We start from the raw sequence: 12,738 nt of genomic DNA on the forward strand, positions 1-12,738 counted from the left end.
TCACAACCTCCGTGAAGGCTGCCGCCCCAGCGGCGGCCACCGTGACGCCATTTCGCGCGGCAGCCTGACGGTAGAGCTGCGAACGGCCGGCGTTGATCTCGTTCACCGCCCCTTCGAGCGCCGGATCAGTGCTGGCCACGACAAAGCCCAGCAGTCCGTCGTTGCGTTAGCCCACCGTGCACTGAGCATTGGCCGCGTCGACCCTGGCCAGGGCTTCGGCTGTCAGCGCCATGGCGGAGCTGGCGGCGGCGCCGACGGTGGCGACGCCCGTCGCGCCCAGGATGGCGACGGCCAGGGCCAGATATTTCATACGGGTCATGATCATCCCCTAGAACAGGTTCGGGTTCTGCTGGATGAGCGCCTTGACGTCCTCGTCCAGGCGCACACGCACATCGGCGTCCAGCTTTGCATATATGGTGATCGGGTCGACCTGGACCCGCACTGTTGGGGCGCAGGCGCTGAGCCCGACGGCCAGGGCGGCGGCGCCCATGACCGCGCCGATGATCTGTCGATTTGGGGGCGTCAAGATGCGGCTCCTCAGGGCTATTGGGATCGAATGGCTCATTGTGGCTCCGGGGTCTGAACCTCGCCTGAACCGCCGGCGGCCTGGGCCTGAGCATAGTCAGCCAAGAGCTGGTCCAGGTTGAGGGTCGTGTCCAGCGTCAAATCAACCTTGGTGCCAGACGGCAGGGGCAGTTCTTTGTTGAGGAAGTCCCGGCGGATCAGTTCTCCGAGGGTCAGGCGAATTTCCTGGCGCTGGGGAGGGCTGTGCTCGCCGCGGATGTGGAACAGGACGCCCAGGCGGCCGCCAGGCAGACTATTCACCTCAGCGTCAAGTAGGTCGAAGGCCAGATGCTCCATGGCCTGATAGGCGAACTCTACGGCGGTATTGGTCTCTTCGATCGGGGCCGCCTCGCCCAGCCCGTCGACGGCGGCGCTGGCGCCCCCGCCCGAGGCGTTGACGTCGGTCAATGCGGCCCTCCGGATCGAAAGCCGGCCGGGCTCAATCGCCTCCAGCCGCCCCTGCACGAACCGGAACCCGTCCGGCCCCGCAATAAAGGGCAGACGGCCGCTGACCCTCGCCGACAGGGCGAACCGATCGGCGAATGGCGTGGCGCTGACGATGTCCGACAGCTGGACCCCGTCGATCACCAGCTCCCCGCGCCAGGACTGGCCAGGATCGAAGGGAATGCTCATGGCTTCCAGGCGGATCACACCGCCACCCACGTCCACGGAGCCGCCAGAAACCTCGAGGCTTTGCCCCAACAGCTGGAACGTGAGGCGTGGCGCGTCGAGGGGGGCAAGGAGCTGCAGTTGAGTCGCCGCCAACTGCTGGCCGGGGGCCGTTTCCAAGGGGGTCAGGCTGGTGAACTCGATCTCGCCGGCCAGTCCCCGGATCGGGCCAGCAGGACTGTTGAAATCCAGTCCAAGCACAGATAGCCGCCCGGCGCTCACGGCGCCCTCAGGGTTCCATTGAAATCCACCGACAAAGCGGGCGGCTCCGACCGCAGGGGAGCCGATCGCCTCCGCCAGGGGAGAAAGGTCGGAGGGCTGCAGCCCGTCTTCAGCGAAGACCAGGCGACCGGTGTCCACATTCACGTCGCCAACACCCACCTCGCCATCGTGGTTGAGCTCGACCTGAGCCACCTGCTCGCCTGAGGAGGCCAGACGCAGGTCGCCCCTCCATACGTTCCGCTGCAGTCGAACCTGCCCCGTGACCTCGAGGGGATTGAAGCGCGGGCTATCGGCGGCGTCCATCAGACGGCCGCCCCTAACCTGGACATTGGTGAACAGGTCTCCGGATCGGACGCCAAAAACAAGGTCGCCGCCGCCGTCCAGAAGCTCGGCCTGCAGGAAGGGCGCCGCAGCCGCCACCGCCTCGGCGCGGCCCTGAATGCGCCACTGGCCACCTTCTGCGATCAGGAGCGGCTGTGAACCAGGACAAAGCCTCAGGCTGATGGCTTCCACACTGGTGGCGCCTGCCTCAAACCTCTCCAGGCGGACCGGCGCACAGCCAGAGGCGTGGAAGGCGAGACGCGACCCGGCGAAGGCCAACCGGCCGGCGGCCTCGGCTTCGACACCTTCCAGGGGCCCGAAGTCGGTCGCAACGGCGAGGCGGGTCTGGGCGCTCACCCCTTGGGAATTCGCCCTGTAGCTTGCCACCTGCGCGTCGATCTTCGGCAGGCCTCCCCCGTCCGCCGAGAGGTCAAAGGCCCCGGCGCCAGATGCATAGACCGGCGCCCGGTTTCGAGCGGTGACAACAAGGCGGCCCCCGCTGTCCGAGATGATCTCTGCCGGACGCGGAAGTCCGACTTGCAGGCCTGATGGACCGTAGGTCAGGCTGGCCTCGGGCGCGCTCAGGCGGAACGCCCGCGCCGCGCGCTTGAGGGACGCCACGGTCTCGACGTCGCCGGTTTTCACCGCGCCCAGCCCGCTCCATCCGCCGACCAGGCTCATGGCGCCCGTGAGGTCGGCGCTTCGTACGCTGGCCCCATGGCGGACTGACCCACTCAGATCCAGCGCCAGCTGGGTCACGTCGAGTTGGCCTGTCTCGATGCCCTTGCCTTCCAGGCTGACTCTTACGCCACCGGAAACCTCGCCATTGGGACCCCGACGCCAAACCAGATCATCAGACTGAGCCGACCCCTGAAGGGTCCCGAACCGGACCTCCGAGGCCTGTCCGGACGCAGCTTCAGCTCGCAGGGCGCCGCGGCCACGCAGGGTGAGTCGGGGCAGGTCCCCAGCGGCGTCTCCCTTGAAGCTGCCCGACAGGCTGAGGCGCTCGACGCGGGTTTCACCCTGGCGAAGGCTCGATGTGTTTGCCAATACCACAAGGGTGATGGGCCCCGTCGCCAGGGGAGCCTGGGCTTCGGGATAGGCGGCGTTGAGCGCCAGCGACACAGCGCCAGACCCGACAGCAACGTCGCCGAGCCGGCCAGACTTCAATGCGGCCGCAAGGCTGGCGCTGGTGCGACCATCACGGGTCACAAGACCCAGACGCGCCTCACCTAGGTCAAGGACAAGGTCATCGAGGGACAGGCGCGTAGGTTCAAGTCGACCGGTCAGGGAGATCAGCACACCCTTGGCCATACGCGCATCGGCATGAATGACAGCCTGTCCGCCGGCATGCTCCAACTGCAGGAGACCGTTGTGGACGACAATGTCAGGCGAGGGCGCGTCCGGCTGTGAGGGGCGGCTGCGAAACTCCGCGATCAGGGGGTCAAGGTCCCCAAGGCTCGGTCCCTCCGGCGTCCAGCGGACATGGATGGTGGGCTCAAACAACTCGATCCGCTCAAGCTCGACGCCCAAAGCCCGGCCCCGCCAGGGTCCGGTGATCCGGTAGGACAGCTCCGCCCTCTCCGCCGTCAGGACGGGGGCGCCCGCGGGCCCGATGCGCAGTCCACCGGTTAGCCCTCTGGGCCCCAAAGCCTCGAAGCTCGCCTCCGCCTCGATCCCCCGGGCCTCCAACCACCCGACCAGCGCTTCCCGGGCCAGGACCCGACGGGCGAAATAGGCCACGGCGAGCGCCATGATCAGGGCGAAGACCAGGAGGCAGACCCCCCACGCCAAACGTCGTCCGCGTCTCCTATGAGATACAGACTTGAGGGCGGAAGGCTCCGCGGAGGGATCTTGCAGGGTGTCTTGGGTCACGGGTGGCCGCCGCCATAATGCGCGGAGGCCCGCCTAAGCTCCAGCCTTGTCCGCAGATAGGTGTTCTTCCTGTGAATCATCACCCTGCCCCGTGACCGCGGCGATGGCCCCGAGCAGGTCCCCGGCCCGGATCGGCTTTGACAGGTGCCAGTCTCCGCCAGCGGCTTGGCCAGCGCGAACATGCTCTTCCAGAGCGTTGGCGGTGAGCATGATGACCGGAATCCGAGGTCGGCCCTGGGCGACTTCCCGCCGTCGGATTTCCGCCGTCGCGCTCAGCCCATCCAGGACTGGCATCTGCATGTCCATCAGCACAACATCAAATGGCGCGTCCTTTAGGGCGTCGAGCGCAGCTTGACCGTCGCCGACGACAACAGGGTCAACCCCGATAGAACCTAGGATCAGCTGGACGACCTTCTGATTGGTGGGATGGTCCTCGGCCAGCAGCACCCGGAGGTCGCCCATGGACTTGGACGTCGTTTGGTCCTCAACGGTGCTCAGATCGGCGGGGGTCATTTCTACCCGCGGCATCACAAGGCGAACCCGGAAAACCGAGCCCTCCCCTGGCGTCGACGATACCGAGATGTCGCCCCCCATCAGCTCGACGAGGGAGTGGCTGATGGCGAGCCCCAGGCCGGTGCCGCCGAAACGCCGGCGAATGGAATCGTCTGCCTGTTCGAAGCGCCGGAAAAGGCGGCTACGCACCGTCTCGTCGAAGCCGATCCCCGTGTCGCTGACGGTGAACTCAAGCGCCCTTCCCGCGCTCTGGACCCCCAGGCTCACGCCCCCGAGCTGGGTGAATTTGACGGCGTTGCTCAGCAGGTTGGACAGCACCTGGGTCAGGCGCACAGGATCGCCGAGGTAGCCGCCACTCGCCTCAGGCGCCACCGACCATTCCAGGGTCAGCCCCTTGCTCTCGGCCGCCGCCCGGTGGAGCTCAGCGATACGGCGCACCACAGTCTCGAGATCGAAGGTGTTCTGGGAGAGCTGTATCCGCCCGGCCTCAATGCTGGAGAAGTCCAGGATATCGGTCAGGACCTGTTCCAAAAGACGACCGGACGAGACGATCAGCTCAGCCAGCTCCTGGTCCTTTTCGTCAGTCTGGCGGGCCCTCAGGGCCTGGGAGATGGCGATCACGCCATTCAGCGGCGTGCGCAATTCATGGCTCATATTGGCCAGGAAACGGGACTTTTCGGCGTTCGCCTGCTCCAGCTCGGCCGTCCGTTCGCGCACCCGGTCCTCCAGGGACGCTCTCGCGCTCTCAGCATTGGCCCGCTCGGCTGCCAGGGCGCAGGCCAGGAGGCCGATCTCATCCTCACGGGCCTCGTCTTCGGCAAGCCGCGACAAGCTCGGCGGCGCCAGATCAGGATCACAGGAATCAGCGAGCCGCCGGACGGGACCGGTTATTTGCCGCCGGGCCAGAGCGACCATCAGCCAAGCCTGCAGCACGGCCGCCAGGCCGCCCAGCAAAAGCACCCAGGCGGCCGACTGGGCCGCACTGATCATCAGCGCCCGCTTGGGATAGACGAGCAGGTAGTTCCAGTTGGCCATGTTCAGTCGGCCGAAGGCGATGATCGCTGAGCCGTCGGGACTGTCCATGACCCCGAACCGGTCCGGATGGATCGCGATCGCAGCAGCGATCTCCCGCGTTCCGGTCTCCAGCTCCAGCGCCTTCACCTGGGCCTCGGAGAACAACCCGTCCGCGCCGAAGGCGGGATCGGCGATGATCTCGCCCTCGTGGGTCATGATCATCGCGGTGGCGCCCCGAAGGGTTTCCCGCACCGCGCTGCGGAACAGGCCCGTGAGCTCGATAGAGGAGCCAAAGGCGCCTACGAAGCTGCCGTCCACATAGGCCGGCGTCAGACAGGCCGACCCCAACCGAGGGGTCTGATCTGCCTCCTGCACCAGCCTCTGCAACCGTGTGCAGCGGGTCTCACCCGTCGGATTGTTGGACGGCAAGGAAATCAAGGTCATTTCCTCACCGCTCACATCAAGGTCGGCGGGAGCAAGCTGGCGATAGAACATCAGCCGGTCGGGACGGTGAGGCCCGAACATCACCAGCCGGGTGGCCGGGGTGAAGAAGTAGAAGTTGTCGACATCAGCCCCCGCAGCCTGACCGAGATCCGAAACGACACTGAAGCTGGCGGCCAGCGCGGCGAGTTCCGCCGCCGGCGTCTCGCTGGCCCGCCCGATGAAGGCGCCCATGCCATAGACGAAGCCGCCGTCTCAGCGTCGGACCCCCTCGAAATACTCGGGCCGGCTGCGGCGGGTGCCGTCCGGACGCAGGGGGAAATACTGGTCGAACAGGCGCTCAGCCTCGCCGGGCTCCAGGGCCAGGGCGCGCCGCTCTAGTTCCTCGCCGGCGGCAACCTGCAGCGCCGTGAGTGCGGCAAACCGGCTATCCAGATTGAGGCTGCGCTCACGAACATAATCACCAAGAAAGGCGACCTGTCGGTGGGACAGTTCTCGCTGGAATATCAGGGCGGCGATCACCGCGACCAATACAGTTAAAGATAGCGCGGTCAGACCGATACTAATCAAGAACTGGCGGGTCAGAGACTTCATAGCCGTGTCGCCCCATCGATCATCCCGCGCTGTTGCAATTTCTCTCCGCGTTCGTCTGCAATATCAAGCCGTGCGTCATTGGGCCGCGGTCCAGCGCAGTCAGCTCAGGGAACATCGGCGGGGGCCTGGGAGAGGGGCGGCGCCACCTCTTCCAGGGGTCGGCGCTCGGCGGCGACGCCGAGCTTCATCTCCACCAGAGCGGCCAGGATCATGAGGCCGCCCCCGAGCAGATAGCCCCAGAGGATCTGGCTTCGCTCGCCCGTATCGATCAGGGCGCCGAACAGAACCGGGCCGCCGACGCCGCCGACCAGGGTGCCGAAGGCATAGAACATCGAGATTGTGACAGCGCGGATTTCCAGCGGAAAGGTCTCGCCGATGGTGAGATAGGCCGCGCTGGCGCCGGCGGAGGCGAAGAAGAAGATCACCGTCCAGGCGGCGGTCTGCGCCGGCGCCGACAGCAGGCCCGCGCTGAACAGCCATCCCGTCAGGCACATGAGGACGCCCGCCAGGCCGTAGGTCAGGCTGATCATCGGCTTGCGGCCCCAGCTGTCGAAAAGCCGGCCCAGCAGCAGTGGGCCCATGAAGTTTCCGAGGGCGAAGGGCAGCATGAACCAGCCGATGCTGGCCGGCTCGATGTCGTAGAACCGCGTCAGGATCATGGCGTAGGTGAAGAAGATCGCGTTGTAGCAGAAGGCCTGGGTCGCCATCAGGACAATGCCGAGGGTGGTGCGCTGGGGGTAACGGCGGATAAGCGTGCTGGCGATCTCCAGCCAGGAGGTCGGGGGCCGGCGCACCAGCCGCAGGCTCAACAGTTCATCGTGTGGCGGCAGTTTTTGACCGGTATCGCGTTCAACCCGGGCTTCAATCTCCGCGATGATCGCCTCAGCCTCAGCCTCGCGCCCGTGCGTCATGAGCCAGCGAGGACTCTCGGGCATGAACCGGCGGATCCAGATGATGATCAGCGCCATGGCGCCGCCAATGATGAAGGCCAGGCGCCACCCCCACGCCGGATCAATGAAGTCGGCATTGAGGAGAAAGATGGAGCTGAGCGCCCCAAGCGCCGCGCCCAGCCAGAAACTTCCGTTGATTACGAGGTCGGTGAAGCCACGCCGCCTCGCGGGGATCAGTTCCTGGATCGCCGAATTGACCGCCCCGTACTCGCCGCCGATGCCTGCCCCGGTCAGAAAGCGGAACACCATGAACGACCAGAAATCCCACGAGAACCCGGTGGCGATCGTGGCGATCATGTAGACGAAAACAGTCGCGGTGAAGAGCTTCTTGCGGCCGAAACGATCCGTGAGACGCCCGAAGACCAAGGCGCCGAAAACGGCTCCCAGAATGTAGGCGCTGCCGGTCAGACCCACCTGGGTGGCGGTAAGATTGAGCCCGTCGGCGCCGGCGATCGCCGGTGAAAGCGACCCCACCAGGGTCACCTCAAGGCCGTCGAGAATCCAGGTGACCCCCAGGGCCGTGACCACAAGCCAGTGGAACCGGCTCCAGGGGAGGCGATCAAGCCTGGCCGGCACCTGGGTGACAAAGACATCGGAACTGGCCATCGGGTCCCCTCTCCCCAAACTCGACCCTAACGCCCGAGGCGAGCGATCGGACGCAGGCCGGACCATAAAAACCTGATCAGCGGGCTTTCGCCGGCTCCGCGGCGGCGCTAAGGGGCGACATGTCCGCGCCCGAAATCCTGGTCGACGCCCGGGGCCACCGCTGTCCGGTCCCCACCCTGCGCCTGCGCCGAGCGCTGGAAGCGGCGCCCGCAGGGACCAGGGTGCGCCTGCTGGCGGACGACCCCTTGGCGCGCATCGATGTCCCTCATTTCGTCGCGGGCGCAGGCATGACCTTGATCGCCCAGACGTCAGATGACGGTGGGTTCAGCTTCCTGGTGGAGAAGACGGCCGGGGGCTCTTTGGCCTGAGATCAGCGAGCAGGGCCTGGCGGCGGTGTTCATCGAGCCGGATTTCGATCTCGGTCGCCAGGGCGCCGCCAAAGAAGACCGCGTTGACGCTCCATGACAGCCAGATCAAGAACACCACGACTGCGGTGATCGAGCCATAGGTCGCGCCGAGGTGGGCGATCTGCTCCACATAGAAGGCGCTGGCCCAGGACGCGAAAAGGCACAGCATGGCCGAGGCGAACCCGCCACAGACCGCCGCGGACCAGGCGACGGTGCGGCGCGACATGGCGTAGCGATAGATAAGGCTCATCCCCAGGGTCAGGCCGGAACTGGCCCAGGTCCACTCACTGTAGAGCCATGAGACCCCCGCCAGAGGTCGCAGGTCAAAGCTCGCCCCGGCCACGCGCAGGCCCAGAAACAGAGACGAGACCACGCCCATCATCGCCGCTGCAGCCAGCAGCACGACGAGGGCCAGCAGGTTGAACCCCACGAAGCCCCGGGGATCTGGCTCGTCATGGATGAACGAAAGCCCTGCCAATAGAGCCTTGAAGCCGCGATGGGCGGCATAGGCGCCGATGACCAGCGCGACCCCGCTCTGGGCCGAGATGGCGTCCCGTGGGGCGTGGGCTAGCCGTTCCAACTCGGCCCGAAAGAGGTCCTGGGCGCCGGCCGGCATCAGACGGGCCAGGGCCTCGGCCTGAAACTCCGCCTGCGCCGGGTCGGCCATCAGGCTGTAGGCGCCGATCAGAAGGGCCACGGCTGGAAAGATGGCCAGCATGATGAAGAAGGAGGTGCCGCCCACATAGAGCATCACGTCCCGACCCCAGAGACGGGTCAGGGCGCGACCGACCGTGGACAAGCCAAGACGGGCCACATGGAGGGGCTCCCATCGACGCAGGCCCAAGCGGTCCAACTCCTGGTGGATCGACATGCCGCACGTTGATCAAGGAAACTGCGACGACGCAAGCGCCCCCTTCCGGGGGTGACGGCGCGCCTCCGGAACGACCGGAGGCGCGCCATCGATGGGCGTGTCAGCCATCGGGTCAGGGCCACTTCGAGGGACGGGAGTGCGGCCTTAACCTGCAACCAAGCTAGGGCGCGCCCGCTGAACGGCGCCTGAACAGTAATTCGGCTTGTTGTTCAGAAACTTAGTTGGCTTCCGACACAGCGCCGGCGCGCCGCAGGGCTCCGATGTCGTCCCCGGAAAAGCCCCAGTCCGACAGCGCTTCCTCGTCATGCGCGCCGATGGCCGGAGGCGGGCCCTGGATCACGCCTGGCGTCGCTGAAAAGCGGGGGGCTGGCGCCGGTTGCATGACGCCTGCCACCTCAACAAAGGTCTGGCGCGCCTGATTGTGGGGGTGACTCGGGGCTTCATCCATATCGAGGACGGGGGCGAAACAGACATCTGTGCCGCCCATGATCGCCGTCCACTCGTCCCGGGTCTTTCCCGCGATGACCTCGGCGAGCTTAGCCCGCAGGCTCTCCCACTCTCCGCGGTCCATCTGCTTCTGGAACGCCGGATCCGTAATCCCGGTCTTCTCCAGCAGCAGGGCGTAGAACTGCGGCTCGATGGAGCCGATCGAGACCCACTTGCCATCCTTGCACTGGTAGGTGTCGTAGAAGTGGGCGCCACCATCCAGCAGATTGTTCCGGCGCCCTTTGCTCCACATGCCTGAGGCCTTGAAGCCGTAGAACATGGCCATGAGCGACGCCGCGCCGTCGCTCATGGCGCAGTCGATGACCTGGCCCTGGCCGCTCTCGCGGGCGTGGATCACGCCAGCCAGGAGCCCAAACGCCAGATAGAGGGCGCCCCCGCCGAAATCGCCCACCAGGTTGAGCGGCGGAACGGGCTTCTCGTGGGTGCCGATGGCGTCCAGCGCGCCGGTGATGGCGATATAGTTCATGTCATGTCCGGCGGCGTTGGCGTAGGGGCCTGTCTGCCCCCAGCCTGTCATGCGGCCGTAGACGAGCCTGGGGTTGCGGGCCAGGGCCACGTCCGGACCAAGGCCCAGACGCTCCATGACCCCAGGTCGGAAGCCTTCAAAGACGGCGTCGGCGCCCTCCATGAGCTTGAGGCAGGCCTCGATGGCGTCCGGCGACTTCAGGTCCATGCCGATGGAGCGCCGGCCCCGGCTGGTGACGTCAGCAGGCGAGGCCCGCCCCTTCCCCTTTCGGTCGATCCGGATCACGTCCGCCCCGAGGTCGGACAACAGCATGCCGCAGAATGGACCAGGTCCGATCCCAGCGAATTCCACAACCTTCAATCCGCTCAAGGGCCCCTGGCGCATGGTGCGATCCTCCGTTGTCGTACTCTTCTGTGCCCCACCTAGGCGCCGTGACGCCCCGTCAGCCAAGACCGTCACGGAAGAGACTGCCCATCATCCACCGTCACCAGGGTTCCGGTGATCGCCGCTGCAGAGGGGCCAGCCAGCATCAGAAGCGCCGCGTCGAGATCGGCGGCGTCCATCAGCCGCCGGCGCGGGAAGCCGTGGATCTGCCTCTGCCCGCCCTCGGTGGCGAACCAAGCCGCGTTGATGTCGGTCTCAACATAGCCCGGGCACAGGGCGTTGACGGCGATGTGGTGGCGGGCCCACTCCCGCGCCAGGGCCTTGGTCATCATGCCCACGGCCGCCTTTGAAGCGTTGTAGGCGCTCAGTCCCGGCAGGACGGTGTGGGCGGCGATGGAGGCGATGTTGACGATCCGCCCGCCGCCGGCCGCCGCGAGGTCAGCGGCGATCATCTGGCGCGCGGCCGCCTGGGCGCAGAAGAACACGCCTCGGACATTGACGTCGAAAGCCTGGTTCCAGGCCTCTGGCGTCAGGTCCAGCGCCCGCCCTTCCCCGCCAACCCCGGCATTATTGATCAGGATCGAGACCGGACCGACCGTCCTGGCCACGTCGTCGAACACAGGGCCGATCTGCGCGACATCGGCGACGTCCAGGGCCCGGGCATGAGCCCGACCGCCCGCATCACAGATCGCCGCCGCCCCCGCCTGAACCAGGTCCAGGCGCCGCGCCGTAAGGACGACCTCGGCGCCTGACATCGCCAGGATGCGGGCGAAGTGGGCGCCCAACCCCCCGGACGCGCCGGTGATCAGGGCGACCTTGCCCTCCAGGAGTCTTTCAGCGACCATCTTTTCTTCCTTATGCCGGACATGCGACGGCACATCCCTCGCTCGGACCGTCCGGGCGGGATATCTTCGCGGACGCCCGATTCTGGCGCCCTGGGCGCGAGCCGGGGAATGTGTATTGCGTCAAAGGTGCAGAGAATGTCCGCAGGCGTCCAGGCGCGGGTTCTGATTGTCGCGCGAGACGACGGGCTGGCTGGCCCCCTGGCTGAGGGGCTTGATCGCCTCGGCTGGCGTACGATCACCGCGCGAGGCCCCTATGCGGGCATCGCCGCCCTGGCTGATCTGCAGATTGAGGCCGCCATTGTCGATCTGCGCAGCGGTGGGCCAGAGGCGCTGACCCTGGCCCGGCGCCTAAAAGCCGCCTGCGCCCCTCGGCGCCTGCCCGTGGTGGCGATCGGAGAGCCCGATGAGGGGGCACAGGACTTCGATCTGATCCTCGCCCCGCCGCTCCATCCCGCCCAGGCGGTGCTGCGACTCGAGAACCTGGTTCGCATGGCGGTGGCTGAGGAGGAGTACGAGCTCCGCCAACAGACCTTCGCCGAGAAGAACCGGGCCCTGGATTCAGCTGAGTCCGACCCGGCGCCGTTCCGGATCCTCGCCATCGGCGAACCCGCCCCTCAGTTTCTGGCCCTGTCCAACGCCCTGGCGCGCAGCGGCGCCGAGGTCGTGGGCGCCTTCACCGCCTATACAGCCTTCGACTATCTGCATGAGCGGCCCTTTGACACCGTGGTGCTGTGGGCTGGGGACAATCCGAACGAGGCGCTGTCCATCGCGGCCGGCATGCGCCGCAACACCCGGCTCTACCATGTGCCCGCGCTGCTCTACATGCGCGAGGAATCCTACCTCACCATGTCCGAAGCCTATCACCGCGGAGTGTCCGATGTGGCCTCGCCCGGCTCTCCTGAAGGTGAGACCGCCGGCCGGGTTATCGAGCTCGCCAGGTCCTATCGAAAGCAGACCGCCACCCGCAAAGCCCTCGAACGCGCCCGCGCCTCAGGCCTGATGGATCCGGCTACGGGCCTGTTCACTCGGGAGCTGTTCGCCACCCATCTCAGCCGGCTCGCCCAGGCGGCCCGGATTCGCAACCGCCCCCTCAGCGTCTGCGTGCTGAAGGTCTCTGAACGGGAGGACGTCGCCGAGGCCCGCGCCCAGGGCTGGCTGGACCGGGCCATTCCGCAGATCGGCGCCATGATCGGCCGACTGGTGCGGGTCGAGGACACCGCCGCGCGCCTGAGCCACGAGGTGTTCGCCCTTGCCTTGCCCGCCACGCCGGCCGCGGCGGCGCGAGCGGCGGGCGAGCGGATCGCCGCCGTCATCGGCTGCACCGCTTTTGAAGCCGGCGATGGCCGACCGCCCTTCGTGGTGGAGTTTGATATCGGCGTGGCCGAGGTCAGCCCCGCGCAAGGCGCCGGCCGGGCCCTTGAGGAAGCCGCGCGCCGGGCCATGGCGACCTAGAGCCGTCTGACCGACGCGCGCAGCAACGGCGCTAGCC

The 12,738-nt window shown here is 66.9% G+C and carries 12 protein-coding genes; 2 read left to right on the forward strand and 10 right to left on the reverse strand.

What is annotated here, in order from left to right; all coding sequences use genetic code 11:
- The 7 genes from Q8K84_RS17400 to Q8K84_RS10265 form a co-directional block, all read right to left on the reverse strand.
- On the reverse strand, positions 1 to 154 hold a 154-nt coding region (locus tag Q8K84_RS17400; RefSeq protein WP_370867865.1), incomplete at its 3' end, for a DUF1318 domain-containing protein.
- A gap of 12 nt (positions 155 to 166) precedes the next feature.
- Positions 167 to 319, reverse strand: a complete 153-nt coding sequence (locus Q8K84_RS10240; RefSeq protein ID WP_305282546.1) for a hypothetical protein — start codon at positions 317 to 319, stop codon at positions 167 to 169.
- A gap of 9 nt (positions 320 to 328) precedes the next feature.
- Positions 329 to 490, reverse strand: a complete 162-nt coding sequence (locus Q8K84_RS10245) for a YnbE family lipoprotein (protein WP_305282687.1) — start codon at positions 488 to 490, stop codon at positions 329 to 331.
- A gap of 71 nt (positions 491 to 561) precedes the next feature.
- A complete protein-coding gene (locus tag Q8K84_RS10250) occupies positions 562 to 3,570 on the reverse strand; it encodes a YdbH domain-containing protein (RefSeq protein WP_305282547.1) in 3,009 nt (1,002 codons plus the stop codon).
- A gap of 114 nt (positions 3,571 to 3,684) precedes the next feature.
- Complete coding sequence (locus Q8K84_RS10255) at positions 3,685 to 5,853, reverse strand: ATP-binding protein (RefSeq protein ID WP_305282548.1); 2,169 nt, start codon at positions 5,851 to 5,853, stop codon at positions 3,685 to 3,687.
- Positions 5,854 to 5,874: 21 nt separating this feature from the next.
- Entirely contained in the window at positions 5,875 to 6,213 is a 339-nt protein-coding gene (locus tag Q8K84_RS10260; RefSeq protein ID WP_305282549.1) for a hypothetical protein, read from the reverse strand.
- 104 nt (positions 6,214 to 6,317) lie between these two features.
- A complete protein-coding gene (locus Q8K84_RS10265) occupies positions 6,318 to 7,769 on the reverse strand; it encodes an MFS transporter (protein ID WP_305282550.1) in 1,452 nt (483 codons plus the stop codon).
- Between the two features lie 119 nt (positions 7,770 to 7,888).
- Here Q8K84_RS10265 and Q8K84_RS10270 point away from each other — a divergent pair, with 119 nt between their 5' ends.
- On the forward strand, positions 7,889 to 8,137 hold the full coding sequence (locus Q8K84_RS10270) for a sulfurtransferase TusA family protein (RefSeq protein WP_305282551.1): 249 nt from the start codon (positions 7,889 to 7,891) through the stop codon (positions 8,135 to 8,137).
- Here the strand turns inward: Q8K84_RS10270 and Q8K84_RS10275 are convergent.
- From Q8K84_RS10275 to Q8K84_RS10285, 3 genes are all read right to left on the reverse strand, one after another.
- On the reverse strand, positions 8,094 to 9,047 hold the full coding sequence (locus tag Q8K84_RS10275; protein ID WP_305282552.1) for a YihY/virulence factor BrkB family protein: 954 nt from the start codon (positions 9,045 to 9,047) through the stop codon (positions 8,094 to 8,096). The genes Q8K84_RS10270 and Q8K84_RS10275 overlap by 44 nt on opposite strands.
- Before the next feature lie 217 nt (positions 9,048 to 9,264).
- On the reverse strand, positions 9,265 to 10,404 hold the full coding sequence (locus Q8K84_RS10280; protein WP_305282553.1) for a CaiB/BaiF CoA-transferase family protein: 1,140 nt from the start codon (positions 10,402 to 10,404) through the stop codon (positions 9,265 to 9,267).
- Positions 10,405 to 10,475: 71 nt separating this feature from the next.
- Positions 10,476 to 11,249 (reverse strand): SDR family NAD(P)-dependent oxidoreductase, encoded by a 774-nt coding sequence (locus Q8K84_RS10285; protein ID WP_305282554.1) that lies wholly within the window; start codon positions 11,247 to 11,249, stop codon positions 10,476 to 10,478.
- Between the two features lie 135 nt (positions 11,250 to 11,384).
- Between Q8K84_RS10285 and Q8K84_RS10290 the strand changes: the two genes are divergently transcribed.
- Positions 11,385 to 12,701 (forward strand): diguanylate cyclase domain-containing protein, encoded by a 1,317-nt coding sequence (locus Q8K84_RS10290; RefSeq protein WP_305282555.1) that lies wholly within the window; start codon positions 11,385 to 11,387, stop codon positions 12,699 to 12,701.
- The last annotated feature ends 37 nt before the right edge of the window (positions 12,702 to 12,738 follow it).

It is taken from the genome of Phenylobacterium sp., from assembly GCF_030679875.1.
Classification (GTDB): Bacteria; Pseudomonadota; Alphaproteobacteria; order Caulobacterales; family Caulobacteraceae; genus Phenylobacterium.